This is a genomic window from Paraburkholderia dipogonis (genome assembly GCF_046027395.1).
In the GTDB taxonomy this organism is placed as follows: domain Bacteria; phylum Pseudomonadota; class Gammaproteobacteria; order Burkholderiales; family Burkholderiaceae; genus Paraburkholderia; species Paraburkholderia dipogonis_A.
Map to the genome: position 1 here is coordinate 137192 of NZ_JAQQEG010000004.1, position 19814 is coordinate 157005.

The 19814-nt window shown below is 62.8% G+C and carries 18 protein-coding genes; 13 read left to right on the forward strand and 5 right to left on the reverse strand.

Annotated elements, in window-relative coordinates; translation table 11 throughout:
• Positions 1 to 6 precede the first annotated feature (6 nt).
• From PQR32_RS06190 to hslU, 5 genes are all read left to right on the forward strand, one after another.
• The gene (locus PQR32_RS06190; RefSeq protein WP_408223281.1) at positions 7 to 1209 is read left to right on the forward strand and encodes a class I SAM-dependent rRNA methyltransferase; all 1203 of its coding nucleotides are present in this window, start codon (positions 7 to 9) and stop codon (positions 1207 to 1209) included.
• A gap of 203 nt (positions 1210 to 1412) precedes the next feature.
• Positions 1413 to 2501 (forward strand): CobW family GTP-binding protein, encoded by a 1089-nt coding sequence (locus PQR32_RS06195; protein ID WP_408223283.1) that lies wholly within the window; start codon positions 1413 to 1415, stop codon positions 2499 to 2501.
• A 693-nt stretch (positions 2502 to 3194) separates the two neighbouring features.
• Positions 3195 to 3614, forward strand: coding sequence for an RNA polymerase-binding protein DksA (gene dksA, locus PQR32_RS06200; RefSeq protein WP_012431412.1), 420 nt, complete (start codon positions 3195 to 3197; stop codon positions 3612 to 3614).
• 402 nt (positions 3615 to 4016) lie between these two features.
• Positions 4017 to 4553, forward strand: coding sequence for an ATP-dependent protease subunit HslV (gene hslV / locus PQR32_RS06205; RefSeq protein ID WP_168792243.1), 537 nt, complete (start codon positions 4017 to 4019; stop codon positions 4551 to 4553).
• A 9-nt stretch (positions 4554 to 4562) separates the two neighbouring features.
• Positions 4563 to 5909: an ATP-dependent protease ATPase subunit HslU gene (hslU, locus tag PQR32_RS06210; protein WP_408223285.1), complete on the forward strand. Its 1347-nt coding sequence runs from the start codon at positions 4563 to 4565 to the stop codon at positions 5907 to 5909.
• Positions 5910 to 6048: 139 nt separating this feature from the next.
• On the opposite strand, the gene PQR32_RS06215 is transcribed toward hslU, so the two are convergent.
• Positions 6049 to 6591, reverse strand: coding sequence for a response regulator transcription factor (locus PQR32_RS06215; protein WP_408223287.1), 543 nt, complete (start codon positions 6589 to 6591; stop codon positions 6049 to 6051).
• Complete coding sequence (locus PQR32_RS06220) at positions 6588 to 7898, reverse strand: ATP-binding protein (RefSeq protein ID WP_408223289.1); 1311 nt, start codon at positions 7896 to 7898, stop codon at positions 6588 to 6590. Before PQR32_RS06220 ends, PQR32_RS06215 begins: the two co-directional genes overlap by 4 nt.
• 127 nt (positions 7899 to 8025) lie before the next feature.
• On the opposite strand from PQR32_RS06220, the gene PQR32_RS06225 reads away from it, so the two are divergent.
• Entirely contained in the window at positions 8026 to 9663 is a 1638-nt protein-coding gene (locus tag PQR32_RS06225) for a tetratricopeptide repeat protein (protein WP_408223291.1), read from the forward strand.
• A gap of 381 nt (positions 9664 to 10044) precedes the next feature.
• Here the strand turns inward: PQR32_RS06225 and PQR32_RS06230 are convergent, their stop codons facing one another.
• A complete protein-coding gene (locus PQR32_RS06230; protein ID WP_408223293.1) occupies positions 10045 to 10263 on the reverse strand; it encodes a cysteine-rich CWC family protein in 219 nt (72 codons plus the stop codon).
• A 266-nt stretch (positions 10264 to 10529) separates the two neighbouring features.
• Between PQR32_RS06230 and argB the strand changes: the two genes are divergently transcribed.
• The 7 genes from argB to PQR32_RS06265 all read left to right on the forward strand — a co-directional run bounded on the left by argB (position 10530) and on the right by PQR32_RS06265 (position 17880).
• The gene (gene argB, locus PQR32_RS06235; RefSeq protein WP_007179687.1) at positions 10530 to 11429 is read left to right on the forward strand and encodes an acetylglutamate kinase; all 900 of its coding nucleotides are present in this window, start codon (positions 10530 to 10532) and stop codon (positions 11427 to 11429) included.
• Between the two features lie 228 nt (positions 11430 to 11657).
• Positions 11658 to 12461: a pyrimidine 5'-nucleotidase gene (locus PQR32_RS06240; protein WP_408223295.1), complete on the forward strand. Its 804-nt coding sequence runs from the start codon at positions 11658 to 11660 to the stop codon at positions 12459 to 12461.
• Complete coding sequence (gene slmA, locus PQR32_RS06245) at positions 12428 to 13111, forward strand: nucleoid occlusion factor SlmA (RefSeq protein WP_408223297.1); 684 nt, start codon at positions 12428 to 12430, stop codon at positions 13109 to 13111. The genes PQR32_RS06240 and slmA overlap by 34 nt, the downstream gene beginning before the upstream one ends.
• Before the next feature lie 299 nt (positions 13112 to 13410).
• A complete protein-coding gene (gene metX / locus PQR32_RS06250; protein ID WP_132376400.1) occupies positions 13411 to 14556 on the forward strand; it encodes a homoserine O-succinyltransferase MetX in 1146 nt (381 codons plus the stop codon).
• Complete coding sequence (gene metW / locus PQR32_RS06255) at positions 14553 to 15161, forward strand: methionine biosynthesis protein MetW (RefSeq protein ID WP_132376401.1); 609 nt, start codon at positions 14553 to 14555, stop codon at positions 15159 to 15161. Before metX ends, metW begins: the two co-directional genes overlap by 4 nt.
• 14 nt (positions 15162 to 15175) lie before the next feature.
• On the forward strand, positions 15176 to 16570 hold the full coding sequence (locus PQR32_RS06260) for an AmpG family muropeptide MFS transporter (RefSeq protein ID WP_408223300.1): 1395 nt from the start codon (positions 15176 to 15178) through the stop codon (positions 16568 to 16570).
• The gene (locus tag PQR32_RS06265) at positions 16567 to 17880 is read left to right on the forward strand and encodes a M48 family metallopeptidase (protein WP_408223302.1); all 1314 of its coding nucleotides are present in this window, start codon (positions 16567 to 16569) and stop codon (positions 17878 to 17880) included. Before PQR32_RS06260 ends, PQR32_RS06265 begins: the two co-directional genes overlap by 4 nt.
• A gap of 165 nt (positions 17881 to 18045) precedes the next feature.
• Here PQR32_RS06265 and PQR32_RS06270 read toward each other — a convergent pair whose 3' ends face one another.
• Together PQR32_RS06270 and PQR32_RS06275 are read right to left on the reverse strand one after the other, a co-directional pair.
• On the reverse strand, positions 18046 to 18825 hold the full coding sequence (locus tag PQR32_RS06270; protein ID WP_134457382.1) for an exodeoxyribonuclease III: 780 nt from the start codon (positions 18823 to 18825) through the stop codon (positions 18046 to 18048).
• Positions 18826 to 18873: 48 nt separating this feature from the next.
• On the reverse strand, positions 18874 to 19713 hold the full coding sequence (locus tag PQR32_RS06275; protein ID WP_408223304.1) for a PPK2 family polyphosphate kinase: 840 nt from the start codon (positions 19711 to 19713) through the stop codon (positions 18874 to 18876).
• Positions 19714 to 19814: the final 101 nt, after the last annotated feature.

Consider the following 19814-nt stretch of genomic DNA (forward strand, 5'->3'; position numbering starts at 1 on the left):
ACCCTGATGAATACCGTTACGCTCAAACCGTCGAAAGAAAAGTCGCTGCTGCGCCGCCATCCGTGGGTCTATGCCAACGCGATTGACCGGATCGACGGCAATCCTGCGCCCGGCGCCACCGTGCTGGTGCGCGCGCACGACGGCCGTTTCCTCGCGCGCGCGGCCTACAGCCCGCATTCGCAGATCCGCGCCCGCGTGTGGAGCTTCGACGAATCCGAGCCGATCGATCACGCGTTTTTCAAGCGCCGTGTGCAGCGCGCGCTCGCGCACCGTCAGACAATGGTCCACGACACCGGCGCGGTACGGCTGATTTTCGGCGAGGCGGACGGCCTGCCGGGCTTGATCGTCGATCACTATGTTGCCGAGGACGAAGGCCAGCGCAGCCAGTTGGTCTGCCAGTTCATGGCGGCGGGCGTGGAGGCGTGGAAGGAAGCGATCGTCGCCGCGCTGACGGGCGCGACCGGCTGCCCGAACGTCTATGAACGCTCGGATGTGTCGATTCGTCAGAAGGAAGGACTCGAGCAGATCACCGGCGTGCTGGCGGGCGAAGCGCCGTCGGAAGCGCTGATCGCGAGTGAAAACGGCGTGCGATATCACGTCGACGTGCGCAACGGCCACAAGACCGGCTTTTATGTCGACCAACGCGACAACCGCCTGCTGGTGCAACAGCTCGCGCAGGATCGCGAGGTGCTGAATTGCTTCTGCTACACCGGCGGCTTCTCGCTGGCGGCGTTGAAAGGCGGCGCCAAACGCGTGGTGTCGATCGATTCGTCGGGCGACGCGCTGGCGATCGCCCAACAGAACGTGGCGGCCAACGGTTTCGACGCCGAACGCGCCACCTGGCTCGACGCCGACGCTTTCAAAACGCTGCGCCGCCTTTATGACGACGGCGAGCGCTTCGACCTGGTCGTTCTCGATCCGCCGAAATTCGCGCCATCGCGTGAACATGTGGACCGCGCGTCGCGCGCTTACAAGGACATCAATCTGACCGGGCTAAAGTTGTTACGCCCGGGCGGCCTGCTTTTCACCTATTCGTGCTCCGGCGCGATCGACTCCGAGCTGTTCCAGAAGATCGTCTCCGGCGCGGCCGCCGATGCGCGCGTGGACGCCCGCATTCTCAAGCGGCTTGGCGCCGGGGTGGATCATCCGCTGCTCACCGCGTTCCCGGAGGGCGAATACCTGAAGGGCCTGCTGTTGCAAATCGCCTGATCGCCCATAGCTTCTGGGTTATTTTCCGGCGTCGCCGGCATGAGCCAGAGTCGGCTCTAACCGGAGTCGGCCAGCGTCGCTGTGGCAGATATGTTTCAATAACCGCCTGGACAGGGCTGCGCGCCGCCCGGCTGCGCGCCCGGCCTACGCATCCGCTTATTCACCCGATTACGCACCGTTTCACGACAATACAGGCGACCAACATGATTCCAGTCACCATCCTGACCGGCTTTCTCGGCAGCGGTAAAACCACCCTGCTCAAGCGCATCCTGAATGAAAAGCACGGTATGAAGATCGCCGTGATCGAGAACGAGTTCGGCGAAGAGAACATCGACAACGAAATCCTCGTGCAGGACACGGGCGAGCAGATCATCCAGATGAGCAACGGCTGCATCTGCTGCACGATTCGCGGCGACCTGTCGCGTGTGCTGGGCGATCTGGCGGCGCAGAAGCAGTCCGGCAAACTGGATTTCGACCGCGTCGTAATCGAAACCACTGGCTTGGCCAATCCGGGCCCGGTTGCGCAGACGTTCTTCATGGACGATCAGATCGCTAACGAATTCCTGCTCGACGCGATCATCACGCTGGTCGACGCCAAGCACGCAAACCACCAGTTGGACGAGCACGAAGTCGTGCAGCGCCAGGTCGGTTTCGCCGATCGCCTGTTCATCACCAAGTCCGACCTCGTCGATGAAAAGCACATGGCCGATCTGCGCCACCGTCTGCTGCACATGAACCCGAGGGCGGCGATCAAGGTCGTCAATTTCGGCGAAGCGGACATCAAGGAAATCTTCGACCTGCGCGGTTTTAACCTCAATTCGAAGCTCGAGATCGATCCGGACTTCCTCGTCGAAGACGAGCATGCGCACAACCACGCTCACGCCCATGACGAGCACGGCCACACCCACGACGATCACGCCGACTGCGATCACGACCACGGCCAGTGCGATCACGAAGGCCACGATCACGCGCATCACCACCATGCGCACCACGACGACAAGATCAAGTCGTTCGTCTACCGTAACGACCGGCCGTTCGATCCGAACAAGCTTGAAGACTTCCTCGGCGGCATTCTGCAGATTTACGGCGAGCGCCTGCTGCGCTATAAGGGCGTGCTGTATATGAAGGGCGTCGACCGCAAGGTGGTGTTCCAGGGCGTGCATCAGATGATGGGCAGCGATCTGGCCGCGAAATGGCAGCCGATCGAGAAAAAGACCAACAAGATGGTGTTTATCGGCATCGAACTGCCGCAAGACCTGATCACCGACGGCCTGGACGCCTGCCTCGCCTAAGCGTGGCGCCCCGGCGTATCCGTGGCCTGTCATTCAGTCGAAGCGACAGCGGCACGGTGCGACATGCGCCGTGCCGCATGCTGGCGTGCTGCCGTGCCCGAAATGGACATATGCGTAGAGCGCACACAGGCCAAATCATCTGCTGAATCCGCCCTAACGGCGGCCGAAAGCTGACTGAAAAGTCGCCCGTGTGAAAAGCACGTGAAAACCCTGCTGTATTAAAGCGTGCACGACCATCGCTTTTTGGTCGTGCGCGCGTTATATTTTCGGGATATCGGGTGCCGCACGGGGATTTTCACCACTTGCGGTGCTAGATTGTGATTCAGTTACAATACGTGCCCACTGGAGAATGACAACGAATTGCCCGGTCAGCGCGTATCCCGCGCCGGGCCTGAAACGGCGCCGGAAAATCTTATCCGGACAATACGCCGACAATGCCGGCTGACACCGCCTGATAACGGCGCGCTGCCGGCAAGCAATGCCTCAGGAGCATTTGAGAATCGGTTTCCAGAGGAGTTCGGCCCCGCATAGGCGTTGCGACGCCCGGCGTGTGGGCGCCAGGCGCTTCGGCGTCACGACAGTCCACCGTCCGTGCCCGCCCTGGCGCTCTGCGTCCTCAAGGCGCCTTTGCGGGCAACACGAAAGTGCGGGCACTATGTAAGAGTTTTGCCTCACATTGAAGAAGCAAGCCAGATGACGACGAAACGACTCTTGACCGAAGCCGAAATCCTGAAGATGAGCGACAAGGATTACATGAATGAGGATCAGCTCGCCTTCTTCAAGAACAAGCTCGAACAGCTGCAGGCGGACATTCTCCGCAATGCTGGCCAGACGACCGAGAACCTGCGCGAAACGGTGATCGTGCCGGATCCGGCCGACCGTGCAACGATCGAGGAAGAGCATGCGCTCGAACTGCGCACGCGCGACCGCGAGCGCAAGCTGCTGAAGAAGGTGCAGCAATCGATCGCGCGCATCGATTCGGGCGACTACGGCTGGTGCGAAGAAACCGGTGAGCCGATCGGCATCCCGCGTCTGCTCGCACGGCCCACGGCCACCCTGTCGCTCGAAGCGCAGGAGCGCCGCGAACTGCGCCAGAAGCTGTTCGGCGACTGAACGCTTGCGGCGCGGCTTCGGCTCCGCGCCCTGAAACGCTGCTTCGTCGAGAGGCGCACGGTGAGCCGTGCGCCTTTTTCTTTTGTGTGACGCTTTTTTGGGCGTTGCCATGAAGATGGCTTCGCGCGGCCGGCCGGCGAACATCCGCCACGGCTCTCTTCCCGTATGCGCGGCGCCCACTCGCGTGCGCCGCGCTCCCCGCACCAATTCGCGTGTTTTTTGTCTTATGCCATTTGCCGGCTCTTGATATGACCGCGCACGCCCTAAAATAAATCGGACATGCGCTGCACGAGCGCGCGCCGGCCGGTTCGTTTGTTAGCGTCGCGCGTCGTCCGCTTTCAGGATTCATGCGGTAGCGCAGTGCGCTGCCGCGTCCTACCCGTTTTGCAAAGAGGAACGCATATGGAGCAATTTCACGGCACGACGATCGTCTCCGTGCGCCGCGGCGACAAGGTCGCGCTCGGCGGCGACGGCCAGGTGACGCTAGGCAACATCGTCATGAAAGGCGGTGCGAAGAAAGTCCGGCGCATCTATAACGGCAAAGTGCTGGTCGGCTTCGCCGGCGGCACGGCCGACGCCTTCTCGCTGCTCGACCGCTTCGAAGCGAAGCTGGAAAAACATCAGGGCAACCTCACGCGCGCCGCCGTCGAACTCGCCAAAGATTGGCGCACCGACCGCATGCTGCGCCGTCTCGAGGCCATGCTGATCGCCGCGGACGCCACCACCACGCTGGTCATCACCGGCAATGGCGACGTGCTCGATCCGGAAGGCGGCATCTGCGCGATCGGTTCGGGCGGCGCCTATGCGCAAGCCGCCGCGACCGCGCTCGCTCACAACACTGAACTGTCGCCCCGTGAAATCGTGGAGAAGTCGCTGGAAATTGCCGGCGACATGTGCATCTACACGAACCATAACCGCGTTATCGAGACGATCGAGTAAGGACCCACGATGAGCACCATGACCCCTGCCGAGATCGTCTCGGAACTCGACAAACACATCATTGGCCAAGGCCGCGCGAAAAAAGCGGTGGCCGTGGCGCTACGCAATCGCTGGCGTCGCCAGCAGGTTGAAGATCCGCTGCGTCAGGAAATCACGCCGAAGAACATTCTGATGATCGGGCCGACCGGCGTCGGCAAGACCGAAATCGCGCGGCGTCTGGCGAAACTGGCCGACGCGCCGTTCATCAAGATCGAAGCGACCAAGTTCACCGAAGTCGGCTATGTGGGCCGTGACGTGGACAGCATCGTGCGCGACCTGATCGAAATTTCGGTCAAGCAGACGCGCGAAACCGAAATGCGCAAAGTGCGGACCAAGGCCGAAGATCAGGCCGAAGACCGCATCCTCGATATTCTGCTGCCGAGCGCGCGGCCGGTCGGCTTCGGCGCGAGTTCGAGCGCCGCCGATACCGTCGACGAAGGCAGCACCACGCGACAGACATTCCGCAAGCGTCTGCGCGAAGGTCTGCTCGACGACAAGGAAATCGAGCTCGACGTCGAACAGCCGCAAGTCGGCATGGACATCATGGGGCCGCCGGGCATGGAAGACATGACCGAGCAGATCCGTTCGATGTTCGCGAACATCGGCGGCGGCAAGAAAACGCGCCGCAAGTTGAAAGTGAAGGAAGCGCTGAAGGTCCTCACCGACGAAGAAGCCGGCAAAATGCTGAACGACGAAGAGGTGAAAGCCAAGGCGGTGCAGAATGTCGAACAGAACGGCATTGTGTTTCTCGACGAGATCGACAAGATCGCGTCGCGTAACGAAGCCGGCGGCGGCGAAGTTTCGCGGCAGGGCGTGCAGCGCGATCTGTTGCCGCTGGTCGAAGGCACCACGATCAACACCAAGTACGGCATGGTGAAGACCGATCACATTCTGTTCATTGCGAGCGGTGCATTCCATCTGGCCAGGCCGAGCGACCTGATTCCGGAACTGCAAGGCCGCTTTCCGATTCGCGTCGAACTGGACTCGCTCTCGGTGAACGACTTCGAATCGATCCTGGTGTCCACGGACGCGAGCCTCGTCAAGCAATACCAGGCACTGCTCGCCACCGAAGACGTGCACCTCGAATTCGCCGACGACGGCATTCGCCGCCTCGCGGAGATCGCGTACTCGGTGAACGAAAAGACCGAAAACATCGGCGCACGCCGTCTGTACACGGTGATCGAAAAGCTGCTCGAAGAAGTCTCGTTCGCGGCCGGCAATCACTCGGGCCGGACGGTGCAGATCGACGCGGCTTATGTCGATCGCGCGCTGAATGAAGTGGCGGAAGACGAGGACTTGTCGCGCTACGTGCTGTGATGTCGATGCTGAGATTGCCTCGTGCGCTGTGTTCACTGCTTGAGGCACACCAGATGCAAGGCGTATAAAAAACGGGCTGCCTTTTGATAAGGCAGCCCGTTTTCATGTGCTCACGGCAAGCGGAACCGAAACTCCGCGCTTACTGCTTGACTGGCCGCTTCGCCAGCTTGCGTTGCAGCGTGCGCCGATGCATGTTCAACGCGCGCGCGGTAGCGGAAATATTACCGCCGTGCTCGGCGAGCACGCGTTGAATATGCTCCCACTCCAGACGCGCCACCGACAACGGCGTGGGATGCTCGATCGCTTCTTCTGCTTGCAGTGCGCTCGCTTCACTTTGCAGCGCCGACAGAATCGTCTCGACGTTGGCGGGCTTGGCCAGGTAATTATCGGCACCGTCTTTCACCGCCTGAACCGCGGTGGCGATACTCGCATAGCCGGTCAGCACCAGCATGCGCGCGTCGGGCTGCAAATCGCGCAAGGGCGCGACGAGCGTGAGACCCGAGTCATTGCCGAGATGCAGATCCACCGTGATCTGGGTGAACTTCTGCTGATTCGCCAGCTTGATCGCCTCATCCGCGTTGTGCGCTTCGCTCACCGTGTAACCGCGCCGGGTGAGACCGCGGGCGAGGATGCCGGAGAACACCTCATCGTCGTCGATCACCAGAAAATTCATATCGCTCATGCCTGTTTCTCCGTGTTGGATGGCGCAGCGCCTTGACGGCCTTTGCCAGAAAATTTGCGCCCGGCGAGCGGCAGCTTCAGGACCGCACGCGTGCCACGCGGCTTGATCGTGCTGACATCGGTCAGTTCGATCGATCCCTTTAGACGTGCCGCCGCCGAAAAAGCCAGATAGAGGCCCACGCCGTGCCCACCTTGCGTACTCTCGACCGGCATCGCTCCGAGCGAGCCCCGCAACGTGGCCGGAATGCCCGGGCCTGCATCACATACTTCGAAGACGATCTGGTCGCCGCGTGACGCCAGCGTGCAGGACAGCGTCACGTGATCGCGGCTTGCACGCGCGGCGTTGTCGAGCAAAATCGTCAGAATCTGACTCACGGCCACCGTATCGTCAAGACTGACATCCGCCGGCGGCACGCCGACCCGCTCGAACTTCACATGCGGATGACGCAAGCGCCACTGCTCGGCGAACGATTCGAGCCACTCGCCGACCTGCTGCCGGCTGGTGGTCGTCGACGCCCGGCTGCGCAAGCGCGCAAGCGCCGACGTACACAATGTCATTTGCTGTTCGAGCAACTCGAGGTCAGCGCTATAAGGCGCAAGTCCCTTATCGGAACGCGCTGCATCTCGCAATTCTTCGGACAACATTGCAATTGTAGACAACGGCGTACCGATTTCGTGCGCGACGGTAGCGGCCTGCACGCCCAGAGCGACCGCGCGTTCGTCGTGAAGCAAGCGCTGCTGCGCGTCTCCGAGCGCTGCGTCACGTAGCCGCAATGCTCGCGACATGCGCGCGACGAACCATGCAATGAGGCCGACGCTGACCATGAAGTTCACCCACATGCCCGCGCGGTAGTAGTCGAACAGGTTCGCGGGATTGTCGAGATTCAGCGGCACGGAATCGAAACCGAGGACCGCGTAGCAGGCCACGGCGAACGCTGCGAGCCATGCCATCAGATGCCACGGCAGCACGGCCGCGGCAATCGCGAGCGATGGCAGGTAGAGCGAAACGAATGGATTGGTGGTGCCGCCGGAGAGAAACAGCAGCGCGGACAAGGCGCCCAGATCGACCCAGATCTGGCCGAACAATTCCATGTTGGATTCGGGGCGTTGCTGCGAAACGCGCCACCACGTGATTCCATTGAAGATCACTTCGAGCGCGATCACGAGCAGCATGGCAGGCAACGGCAGATGCACACCGATGAAGATCTGCACGAACGCGATCGTCATCAACTGGCCAATGATCGCGAGACTGCGCAGCCAGAACAGATGTCCGAGATTGACGCGGCCGGTGTTGGTTATTCGATGCATGACTTTAATTTACCTGTTCGGACTAGTCCGACTTACCTCGCGGTCTTACGCCGGTAACATGGATTTTTTGCGATAGCGCCTAACGGAGACGATCTTTTCTTCGGTTCCTCCATCGCGCAACCCATCCATGCTACCTACTTCCCACAGCGAGGCCGATGCCTCGTCAGCTTTCCTGACTGTTCTGCGACAAGCCGCCGCAGCCCGGCATAACGGCACGGCGCAGGCCGAAGCTGAATGTCTCGACGCCGCGGCGCGAATTCATCCACTTGACCACGCGTCGCTCGATTCGCTCACGGCCAAGCTGCTCGAACAACACCGTCCCGGCGACGCAGTCGAACTCGCCGCCATTATTGCCCAACTCGCTCCACGCAACGCTCTTGCACAGTTTCGTCTCGGCTACGCGCTGCAGATGGCGAATCGGCATGACGAGGCCATCGCCCCGTATCGTCATGCACTCGCAATCGATCCGCGATTGCCGCGCCTACGCAACAATCTCGCTGCTGCACTGACGTTCACCGGCGGCGACCTGAACGAACAGATCGCGCTTCTGGAAAGCGCGGTCCGCGATGAGCCTGACGATGGCAACGGCTGGACCAATCTCACGCAGGCTTACCGTACGCAGATGGATCTGCCGCGAGCGCTCGAAGCCGGCGCGAGAGCCGTGCAATGCGCGCCGCATAGCCCGCTGGCGCACAACAACTATGCGCTGACGCTGCGTGAGGCGCAACGCCGGGACGACGCGATGCAAGCCGCCCAAACCGCTTGCGCGCTGGCCCCCGACGACGCCTCCATGCGCTCCAATCTCTCCATGCTGCAACTCGTGCGCGCCGACTACGCGAACGGCTGGGCATCGCACGAGGCGCGCTGGGACGGCTCTTCTGAACTGGGCGGCAACCGTCCGGTGATGCCGGCGCCGCTCTGGCGCGGCGAACCGCTCGCCGGCAAGACGCTGCTCGTGTGGGGCGAGCAAGGCATGGGCGACCTATTGCAGTTCTGCCGCTATATCCCGATGCTGGCCGAGCGCGTCCATCGCGAAGGCGGCTGTCTCATCTGGAATTCGTTCCCGCAGATGGGCGCGCTGCTTATGCGCAGCCTGGGCGGTTATGCAGACGAGTTTTCGTCCGGCGGCGGCGTCGAATCGCTACCGGCGTTCGACTACGAGATTCCGTTGCTGAGCCTCCCGCTGATATTCGACACACACGAGGAAACGATTCCGGCGGCGCCCTATTTGCGAGCGGACTCGGCAGCCGCCAAGACGTGGCAAGAGCGGCTTGCTGGCGAATCGCGGCTCAAAGTCGGGCTGACCTGGACCGGCAGCCACGGCCATCAGCGCAATCCGTTCCGGCGTGTCGGCTGGGAAGGCTATGCGGCTCACTTCGGCGGCACGCAGGACGTGGCGTTCTATTCATTGCAGCCGGGCGCCGGTGCGGACGTGGCGGCGGCACGCGCCGCCGGGTTGCCGATGACCGACTACACCGCCGAATTCGCGACCTTCGACGACACCGCCGCGTTCGTGGGCGCGCTCGATCTTGTCATTACGGTTTGCACGTCGGCGGCACATTTGAGCGGTGCGCTCGGCCAGCGCACCTGGGTGCTGCTCGACGTCAACCCGCACTGGGTCTGGTTGCTCGACCGCCGCGACAGCCCGTGGTATCCGAGCGCCACGCTTTACCGGCAGCCGCAATTTGGTCAGTGGGAGCCGGCGCTGGAAGCCGTCGCGCGTGATCTGAGCGCGCTTGCGGCCCAGCACCGCCGGGCGGCTTGAGCCGGTGGCGCTTGCGTAGGCCGATCGCGCTACCGTACGCCGCTGGCGCACCGGTAAACCGGTGGCGCTGTCGTAAGTCGGTGGTGCCGTCGCAAGCCGGTGGTGCTGTCGTAAGCCGGTGGTGCCCTGCGTAAGCCGGTGGTGCCCTGCGTAAGTCGGTGGTGCTGTCGTAAGCCGGTGGTGCCGTCGCAAGCCGGTGGCACTCTCTGTAAGTCAGCGGTGCTATCGCAAGGCAGTGGCGCCGTCGCAAGCCGGTGGCGCTCTCCGTAAGCCGGCGGCGGTGCGCCCGTAGGCCAGTCGCGCTCTCGTCAGCCAGCGGCCCTCCCAAGGGCTGACGGCGCTTACCCCGAGCTACACCGCTTCCCGCGGCCTCCCCATCAATCACGCGCCGCCGGGCCTCGCCTGAGCCGCCTGCGCAATCTCCGCCGCAAGACATTCAGGACACAGACATCGCCCAGCCGGATCGAGCCGGTCCGCCGGCATCGGTGGCATTTCGCGGCACCAGCAGTCGAACGGCTGTCCATGCATGGCGCAATCGAACGCGTTGCCGCAGCGCGGGCAGCGCGCGCTGCTTTCAGAGCGGGAAACGGACGGTTTCATGACGGGCTGGATACCCTCGCTTCAGCCGGGATCAGGAAATAATGCCACGACTGGCGAACCGCCGTGAGTCGTCCGTTCGGCTAGTTCACGGGCGCCTCCAAAGCGCGGTACGCTTCGTCGTCCAACTGGCGTCCGTGGCATGTCATTGCGCGGCGCGCAAACCCGCTGACGCCCGCCGCCCGCGCAACTATCGAAAACCCTGTTGCAGCGCGCCAGTCCTGTACAATTCGCCCTGTTTTAACTGTTCCGTGCCTGAGCCTGCCGCCATGTCCGAGCTTCCCGACCTTTCGCAGATCGCGCCCACCCTGAAGGCCGAAATCCTGGCCGAGGCGCTTCCCTACATTCGTCAGTATCACGGTAAGACCGTGGTCATCAAATACGGCGGCAACGCCATGACCGAAGAGCGGCTCAAGCAAGGCTTCGCGCGCGACGTGATCCTGCTCAAGCTGGTCGGCATCAATCCGGTCATCGTGCACGGCGGCGGTCCGCAAATCGACCAGGCGCTGAAGAAGATCGGCAAACAGGGCACGTTCATCCAGGGCATGCGCGTCACCGACGAAGAGACGATGGAAGTCGTCGAATGGGTGCTCGGCGGTGAAGTGCAGCAGGACATCGTGACGCTGATCAACCACTTCGGCGGCCACGCGGTCGGCCTGACGGGCAAGGACGGCGGCCTGATCCACGCACGCAAGATGCTGATGCCGGATCGCGACAATCCAGGCCAGTACGTCGATATCGGCCAGGTCGGCGAAGTCGAGGCGATCAACCCGGCGGTCGTGAAGGCGCTGCAGGACGACGCGTTCATTCCGGTGATCTCGCCGATCGGTTTCGGCGAAGACGGACTGTCGTACAACATCAACGCGGATCTGGTCGCGGGCAAGCTGGCGGTCGTGCTGAACGCCGAAAAGCTCGTGATGATGACCAACATCCCCGGCGTGATGGATAAAGAAGGCAATCTGCTGACCGATCTGTCGGCGCGCGAAATCGACGGCCTGTTCGCCGACGGCACGATCTCCGGCGGCATGCTGCCGAAAATCTCGTCGGCGCTGGACGCGGCCAAGAGCGGCGTGCGTTCGGTACACATCATCGACGGCCGTATCGAGCACTCGGTGCTGCTGGAAATTCTCACCGAACAACCGTTCGGCACGATGATCCGCTCGCATTGATTCCTGCCTCAAACCCCGGCACACGCGGCGCGTCAGCTTGGCGCGCCCTGTGTGCCGTGCAGTTGCGCTGGACAGTCATACGGCGCGCGCTGCACCTTCGGCGGCTCGCAACGACGCGCCGCCACAAAGCACCAACCCGCTCCCTCTTCTTTTCTCGCCACCCGCACCGTGAACCGTTCGCGTTCACCGCGTGAGGCCACTCTTCGCGCCTGAACGGCGCTCTCCATCATGCGCACTCCCACTTCCCGACGCCGTCGTCCGCATATCGCAGGAGGCCGTCCGGTCTGGCTGTTCGATCTCGACAACACGCTGCACCACGCATCGCACGCGATCTTTCCGGCGATCAATCAAGGAATGACGCAGTACATCATCGACGCGCTGCAGTTGGACATCGACGAAGCCAACCGTCTGCGCACCGGCTACACGCAACGCTATGGCGCAACGCTGCTGGGCCTGACGCGCCACCATCCGCTCGATCCGAACGACTTCCTGAAGGTCGTACACACCTTCCCCGATCTAGGCTCGATGATCCGCCATGAACGCGGTGTCGCGCGCCTCGTCGCGGCGCTGCCGGGCCGCAAGATCGTGCTGACCAACGCGCCCGAAGCCTATGCGCGCGCGGTGCTCGCCGAACTGCGCATCGAGCGTCTGTTCGAACAGGTAATCGCCATCGAACACATGCGCGATCGCCGCCGCTGGCGCGCCAAGCCCGACCACGCGATGCTGCGCAAGGCCATGCGCGACGCGCACGTATCGCTGAAGGACGCGATCCTCGTCGAGGACACGCGCTCGCATCTGAAGAACTACCGGCGGCTCGGCATCCGCACGGTGTGGATCACCGGCCATCTGCCGCGCAAGCCGCACGCGGACGGCGTGCCGACGCGCCTGCCGGGCACCGGCCGGCCACACTATGTCGACAGAAGCATTCGTTCGTTAAAATCGCTACGACTGAGCACCCGCTCGGTTCGATTGAAGAGACAGCAGACGGGACGACAGCCATGCAGCCGATCGACAAGCCTGACGAAGTCTTAGCCGAACACGAACCGACCACCACGCTCGCCGCGCCGCGCGCGCAGCGCCTGAAGCCGGGCGAGCGCCGCGTGCACATCCTCCAGACGCTCGCCGTGATGCTGGAGGCGCCCAAGAGCGAAAAGATCACCACCGCGGCGCTCGCCGCCCGGCTCGGCGTTTCGGAAGCCGCGCTGTACCGTCATTTCGCCAGCAAGGCGCAAATGTTCGAAGGGCTCATCGAGTTCATCGAGCAAACCATCTTCGGGCTGATCAACCAGATCGCCGAGAAGGAGAGCAACGGCGTGCTGCAGGCGCGCTCGATCGCACTAATGCTCCTCAACTTCCCCGCGAAGAACCCCGGCATGACACGCGTGCTGACGTGCGAGGCGCTGGTCGGCGAGCATGAACGGCTGACCGAGCGCGTCAATCAGATGCTGGAGCGCGTCGAGGCGTCGTTGAAACAATGTCTGCGCCTCGCGCAGACGGAGGCGAACAGCAGCGCGAACTCGGGTGAAAGCGCCGTCCCACTGCCCGCCGGCTACGATCCCGCGATCCGGGCGAGTCTGCTGCTGAGCTACATCATCGGCCGCTGGCACCGTTATGTGCGCAGCGGCTTCGCGCGGCCACCTGCCGAACACGCCGACGCGCAACTGCTCCTGATTCTTCAGTAGTCCGCGTGGCATCCGCCGCGCCAAGCTCTGCGCCCACGACGTTGCCGCACGAAAATTTCCGCTATACTTTGCGCCTGACTGCGGCACCCGGATGCATCCTAGTACCGCTGTCTGCAACACGCTGAACACTTGTTACGCGCCGATTTGCTGACTCGATTGCGGGCGCGCGAACTGCCGGGAACGTTTCCCGCGGTTCACTATAAATGCGGCTAAAGAGGTCGTCAGCCGCGCACACAGTCGTTCCTCCGTGCTTTTGCCGACGCCGTTTAGCCGCCCTGTTTTGATAAATGGCGGAATGAATGGAATCGATCGGTATCGTCGCTCCCCAAAAAATGCATTTCACCGAGCCGCTGCAGTTGCAGAACGGCAGCTCGCTGGCCGGTTACGACCTGATGGTCGAGACCTACGGCACGCTCAACGCCGCGCGTAGCAACGCGGTGCTGGTGTGCCACGCGCTCAACGCGTCGCACCATGTGGCGGGCGTGTATGCCGACAACCCCAAGGACATCGGCTGGTGGGACAACATGGTCGGCCCGGGCAAACCGCTCGACACCGACAAGTTCTTCGTGATCGGCGTGAACAACCTGGGGTCGTGCTTCGGCTCGACCGGGCCGATGAGCATCGACCCGGCCACTGGCCATCCGTACGGCGCGACGTTCCCCGTCGTGACGGTGGAAGACTGGGTCAACGCCCAGGCGCGCGTCGCCGATCAGTTCGGGATCACGCGCTTCGCGGCGGTGATGGGCGGCAGCCTCGGCGGCATGCAGGCGCTTGCTTGGAGCATGATGTATCCGGAGCGCGTCGGTCATTGCATCGTGGTCGCGTCCACGCCCAAGCTGTCGGCACAGAACATCGCGTTCAACGAGGTCGCGCGCTCGGCGATCCTGTCGGACCCGGATTTTCACGGCGGCAACTACTACGCGCACAACGTGAAGCCGAAGCGCGGCTTGCGCGTCGCGCGCATGATCGGCCACATCACGTATCTGTCGGACGACGACATGGCCGAGAAATTCGGCCGCTCGCTGCGTCGCGCGGAAGGCGCGCTGGACGCGTATAACTTCAACTTCGACGTCGAGTTCGAAGTGGAGTCGTATCTGCGTTACCAAGGCGACAAGTTCGCCGACTACTTCGATGCGAACACGTACCTGCTGATCACCCGCGCGCTCGATTACTTCGATCCCGCCAAGGCCTTCGAAGGCGATCTGACGGCCGCGGTCGCGCACACGACGGCGAAATACCTGATCGCCAGCTTCTCGACCGACTGGCGTTTCGCGCCGGCCCGCTCGCGCGAACTGGTGAAGGCGCTGCTCGACCACAAGCGCACGGTCACGTACGCGGAAATCGACGCGCCGCACGGTCACGACGCCTTCCTGCTCGACGACGCGCGCTATCACAACCTGATGCGCGCCTACTACGAACGTATTGCGAACGAGGTGAACGCATGAACCAGCGAGCACTCGATTACCTGGCGCTGCGCCCGGACTTCCGCGCGATCGCCCGCTGGGTCGAACCGCGCGCCACCGTGCTGGATCTGGGATGCGGCGACGGCTCGCTGCTCTCGCTCCTGACCGAAGAGCTGGACGTGCAGGGCTACGGCATCGAAATCAACGACGCCGGCGTGCTGGCGTCGACGCAAAACGGCGTCAACGTGATCCAGCAGAATCTGGAAGACGGCCTGCGCCTGTTCGAAGACGCCAGCTTCGATTTCGCGATTCTGTCGCAGACGCTGCAAACCATTCATCAGACGGCGGCGATCCTGCGCGAGACCGTGCGGGTCGGCAAGGAATGCATCGTGTCGTTCCCGAACTTCGGCTACTGGGCGCATCGGCTCTCGGTGCTGCAAGGCCGCATGCCGGTGTCGAAGTCGCTGCCTTATCAGTGGCACAACACGCCGAACGTGCGGGTCCTGACGATCGAGGATTTCGAGGCGCTCGCGCCGGAAGTCGGCATCGAAATTCTCGACCGCGTGGTGCTGCACGACGGTCAGGTGGTGCGGTGGGGGGTGAACTGGCGTGGTAGTCTTGCGGTCTATCGCGTCAAGAAAAGCTAACGCAAGTTATCCACATGTCGAACCCGCCGCACGAGGCGCCTGCACTTACCGCTCACGAAGAACATCCCGGCTGGCGCGCGTTCCTGAATACGCGCATGCTGATCTGCGTCTTTCTCGGCTTTACGTCGGGATTGCCGCTGTTCACGCTCGTCTATCTGGTGCAGGCGTGGTTACGCTCCGAAGGCGTCAATCTGAAGGAAATCGGCCTCTTTGCGCTGATCCAGTTCCCGTACACCTGGAAATTCATCTGGGCGCCGCTGATGGACCGCTACGTCCCGCGTTTTCCGGGCTGGCGTCCGGGCAGACGGCGCGGCTGGATGCTGGTCACGCAGATTCTGGTGGCCGGCGCCATCGCCACCTTGGGGTTCGTGTCGCCTAAAGATTCGATCTGGACGGTGGCGGCTTTGACCGCGCTGGTCGCGTTTTTCGGCGCAAGTCAGGACATCGTGATCGACGCCTATCGGCGCGAGCTGCTGAGCGACACGCAGCAGGGGCTCGGCAACGCGGTGCATGTGAACGCGTACAAGATCGCGGCACTGGTGCCGGGTTCGCTCGCGCTGATTCTGTCCGACCATTTGCCGTGGACCACCGTTTTCATCGTGACGGCCGCGTTCATGCTGCCCGGCATGGTGATGACACTGGTGGTGCGCGAACCCGAAGTCCACGGCACGCCGCCCAAGAATCTGCGCGAAGCGATCGTGCAGCCGTTCAAGGAGTTCATTCAGCGCGACGGCTGGCGTGGCGCGCTGTTCGTGCTCGGTTTCATCTTCCTGTACAAGCTTGGCGACACGATGGCGACCACGCTATCCACCTCGTTCTTTCTCGACATCGGCTTTTCGCGCACGCAGATCGGCGTGATCGCGAAGACCACCGCATTCGGCGCGAGTCTGGCGGGCGGGATCGTCGGCGGGATATGGCTGATGAAAATCGGCATCGGCCGCGGGCTGTGGATCTTCGGCGTCCTGCAAATGGTGTCGACGCTCGGCTTCGCGTGGCTCGCACATCTCGGACCGGCTTCGCCTGGTCTCGTGGCGATCTACGACATCGCCGTCTGGCTGAGCGAGGGCACGACGAAACTGCTCGCGCTGGTGGGCGTCGATTGGGCTGTGCAGCTCGAGCCGCGTTCAGTTGCGCTGGCGCTCGTCTACGGGTTGGAAACCTTTGCCACCGGCCTGACGATGGCGGCGTTCACCGCCTATATCGCCAGTACCACCGATCCGCGCTACACGGCCACTCAGTTCGCGCTTTTCACGAGCCTCGCTTCGGTGCCGCGCACATTGGCTTCGGCGGCGAGCGGCTACGTGGTTGCGCAGATCGGCTGGTTCGACTACTTCATCGTTTGTACCGCGCTGGGGTTGCCCGGCATGTTGCTTCTGCTGCGCATCGCGCCGTGGAGGACGCGGTCGTGAAGACGCTTCTTTCGAAGGGCGCGTTGCGCTCGACTACGTCCCGGCGTCCTGCGCTCAAGGCCACCCTCGTAGTACCGCATGCAATGTGGGCGCTCGGCTGTGCGAGCCTGGCGTTCGCCACGCCATTGAGCACCTATGCAGCAGCCGTGCCCGCAACCGCTACCAGTGCGTCAACAGCGGCGCCGGCGGCCGCGCCGGCCACGACGGCCGCGCCAACGGCGAAGTCCGCGGCGACTGCCGCAAGCCCGGAAAGCGCGACATCGGCGGCGCAAGGCGCAAACAGCGCCACCAGCGCGCCGGGTGCCAGCAGTGCGCCCGCCGCTGTGACGCCGCCTTCGCCGCCTTCGCCGCCTGCTTCGCCCACGTCGCCTCAATCGACGCAGCCGCCGCCGGCCCCGGTCACGGCCAGAACGCCCGCAGCGACATCTTCGCCGCCCGCGGCCGCCAAAGCGCCCGCCGTCCCGACGATGCCCGCTCCTGCGTCCGCATCGTACAGCCCGAACACGCAATTGCGTTACGGCGGCTACCTGGTGTTTCGCAACCTGATCCCATCGCCGATGCTCGAGGCGCAAGCCGCCGAAGAGTTCAACCAGATCGCGTACGGCGCCGAGCACGCGAACCGTCTATACGGCGACACCGACGCGCACGTCACGCGCGTTCGCTCGATCGTCGACAAGATGATTCCGTACTCGCTGAAATGGAACGAGCGGGCCAAGAACTGGAAGTGGGATGTGGCAGTGGTGCGCTCGCCCGATATCCGCATGTACTGTCTGCCGGGCGGCAAGATCGTCGTGTACGGCGGACTGCTCGACCGCGCGCGGCTGAATGACAACGAGCTCGGCATGCTGATCGGTCATGAGATCGCCCACGCGCTGCGCGAACATGCACGCGAGCGGCTCGGCCAACTGCAGGCGAGCCAGCTCGACTCGTCCGGCACGATCCCGCAGCTGTTCGGGCTCGCCGATCTGGGCGCGGCGCCGCTCGGCATCGGCTCGCGTCTGCTGGAAATGAAGTACGAGAATACCGACGAGACCGAAGCCGACGTGATCGGCAGCGATATCGCGTCGCGCGCCGGCTTCGATCCGCGCGCGGCGGTCACGCTCTGGGACAAGCTGGCGCAGGCCACGCGCAGCAATCGCGATCAGGGCTTCATCTACGTGCATCCGTACACGCCGGCGCGCCGTCAGGACATCATCAAGCGCTTGCCCGACATGCTGCCGCTCTATGCCAAAGCGATCGGCAAAACAGTGGACGCGCTGCCGGACTACGCCGGCATGGGCCGTCCGCGCCGCAAACTGGTCCGCGATTGAATTGCGCGGGCCGAACGCGCCCGCTTCTTCCGTGACAATGCGTCTCCCAAGGCTAACTTCAAGCTCGCTTGCCGATGCGCGGGCCGACCGTGCCCGCGGCTCTCTCCTGGCAAGACGCCCCTCAAGGCTGGACTTCAGCCCCGTTTGCCACGCCGCGAGCTGTGCTTACTTCTTCACCTTGTGGTCGTAATCCACCGTCAGCGGCGCATGGTCGCTGAACTTGATATCGCGGAACACGTCGGTGCGTTTCGCCTTGCTCGCGATACCCGCCGTCGCGATCTGATAATCGATCCGCCACCCGACGTTCTTCGCATACGCCTGTCCGCGATTGCTCCACCACGTGTACTGTTCGGGCCGCTGGTCGAGCGTGCGGAACACGTCGACGTAACCCACTTCATCGAACAGCTTGGTGAGCCATGCGCGCTCTTCCGGCAGGCAACCCGAGTTCTTCTGGTTGCTCTTCCAGTTCTTGATGTCGATTTCCTTGTGGACGATATTGACGTCGCCGCACACGATCACTTCACGCTCCTGAGACAGTTCCGCGAGATGCGGCATGAACTCGTCCATGAAACGGTATTTGGCCTGCTGGCGTTCGTCGCCGCTCGAGCCCGACGGCACGTACACCGAGATCACCGACAGCTTGCCGAAACGCAGTTCGACATAGCGCCCTTCCGGGTCGAACTCCTCGCTGCCGAAACCGATCACCACTTCGTCCGGTTCGTGACGCGTGTACACGCCCGCGCCGCTATAGCCCTTCTTCACGGCATGTTGAAAATAGCCGGTGAAATTGTGCGGGGCCATGAATTCCGGCGTCATGTCGTCCTGCGAGCATTTGATTTCCTGCACGCACAGCACGTCGGCCTTCTGTTCTCCAAACCAGTCGAAAAAGCCTTTCTTCGCCGCTGAGCGGATGCCGTTCAGGTTCGCGGTAATCACACGCAACATGTCGTTCCTTTTTAATGTTCGATTCGTTTCTGAAGCAGAAGGGCGTGGTCACTCGACCTTGATGCCCTTCAGCGATTCTTTGGCAGGCGGATACTCGAGCTTCAGCGCTTCGAACATGCGCAACAGCAACTCCGCGACCATCACATTGCGATGCGTCTTCGAGTCGGCCGGAATCACGTACCACGGCGCGTATTCGGTCGATGTCGCGGCCAGCGCGTCCTGATACGCCGCCTGATATTTGTCCCACTGCTTGCGCGCTTCGAGATCGGCGACGTCGAATTTCCAGTGTTTGCTCGGATCGTCGATGCGCGCCTGCAGCCGCGCGCGTTGCTCGTCTTTCGAAATGTGCAGCATGCACTTGACGATGGCCGTGCCGCTATACGCCAGCAACTCTTCGAACTGGCGAATGTGGCAGCAGCGTTGTACGAACGCTTGCTCATCCAGCGTGCCGAGCACGGTGGGGACCAGCAGATCTTCGTAGTGACTGCGGTTGAAGATCGTCAGCTCACCGGCAGCCGGCGCTTGCGCATGCACGCGCCAGAGAAAATCGTGCGCGAGTTCGACGGGCGTCGGCGCCTTGAACGGCACGATGCGCAACCCGAGCGGGTCGACTTCGTGAAACACCGCGCGGATCGTGCCGTCCTTGCCGCTCGTGTCCATGCCCTGCAGCACCAGCAACACGCGGCGCGTCTGCTGCGCGTGCAAGCACTCCTGCAGGGTGTCGAGCTTCGCGCCGATCTCCGACAGACGCGCCTTGTCAGTATCTTTCGAGCCGGTCGAAAACGGTTTGGCGGACGGGTCGAAGTCGCTCAGCGAGAATTTGCTCTTCTTCTTGCCGTCGTCGAAATACGGCACGCGGAAATCGTCGAGTTCGGGTTGCTTGGCCATCCACACACTCCGTGATCTGCGTTTGTTTAAACGGACCGGCAAAATGAAACGGGCCGTTGCCCCACTTTCGTTTCCGGCAACAGCCCGTGCTGACCTAAGCT

What these genes read in the sequence shown, in the direction of transcription:
- PQR32_RS06240 (WP_408223295.1), top strand. Translation starts at nt 11,658, where the DNA reads ATGCGCACTCCCACTTCCCGACGCCGTCGTCCGCATATCGCAGGAGGC.
- argB (WP_007179687.1), top strand. Translation starts at nt 10,530, where the DNA reads ATGTCCGAGCTTCCCGACCTTTCGCAGATCGCGCCCACCCTGAAGGCC.
- PQR32_RS06195 (WP_408223283.1), top strand. Translation starts at nt 1,413, where the DNA reads ATGATTCCAGTCACCATCCTGACCGGCTTTCTCGGCAGCGGTAAAACC.
- PQR32_RS06220 (WP_408223289.1), bottom strand. Translation starts at nt 7,898, where the DNA reads ATGCATCGAATAACCAACACCGGCCGCGTCAATCTCGGACATCTGTTC.
- dksA (WP_012431412.1), top strand. Translation starts at nt 3,195, where the DNA reads ATGACGACGAAACGACTCTTGACCGAAGCCGAAATCCTGAAGATGAGC.
- slmA (WP_408223297.1), top strand. Translation starts at nt 12,428, where the DNA reads ATGCAGCCGATCGACAAGCCTGACGAAGTCTTAGCCGAACACGAACCG.
- PQR32_RS06225 (WP_408223291.1), top strand. Translation starts at nt 8,026, where the DNA reads ATGCTACCTACTTCCCACAGCGAGGCCGATGCCTCGTCAGCTTTCCTG.
- hslV (WP_168792243.1), top strand. Translation starts at nt 4,017, where the DNA reads ATGGAGCAATTTCACGGCACGACGATCGTCTCCGTGCGCCGCGGCGAC.
- PQR32_RS06230 (WP_408223293.1), bottom strand. Translation starts at nt 10,263, where the DNA reads ATGAAACCGTCCGTTTCCCGCTCTGAAAGCAGCGCGCGCTGCCCGCGC.
- hslU (WP_408223285.1), top strand. Translation starts at nt 4,563, where the DNA reads ATGAGCACCATGACCCCTGCCGAGATCGTCTCGGAACTCGACAAACAC.
- PQR32_RS06270 (WP_134457382.1), bottom strand. Translation starts at nt 18,825, where the DNA reads ATGTTGCGTGTGATTACCGCGAACCTGAACGGCATCCGCTCAGCGGCG.
- PQR32_RS06215 (WP_408223287.1), bottom strand. Translation starts at nt 6,591, where the DNA reads ATGAGCGATATGAATTTTCTGGTGATCGACGACGATGAGGTGTTCTCC.
- PQR32_RS06190 (WP_408223281.1), top strand. Translation starts at nt 7, where the DNA reads ATGAATACCGTTACGCTCAAACCGTCGAAAGAAAAGTCGCTGCTGCGC.
- PQR32_RS06260 (WP_408223300.1), top strand. Translation starts at nt 15,176, where the DNA reads ATGTCGAACCCGCCGCACGAGGCGCCTGCACTTACCGCTCACGAAGAA.
- metW (WP_132376401.1), top strand. Translation starts at nt 14,553, where the DNA reads ATGAACCAGCGAGCACTCGATTACCTGGCGCTGCGCCCGGACTTCCGC.
- metX (WP_132376400.1), top strand. Translation starts at nt 13,411, where the DNA reads ATGGAATCGATCGGTATCGTCGCTCCCCAAAAAATGCATTTCACCGAG.
- PQR32_RS06275 (WP_408223304.1), bottom strand. Translation starts at nt 19,713, where the DNA reads ATGGCCAAGCAACCCGAACTCGACGATTTCCGCGTGCCGTATTTCGAC.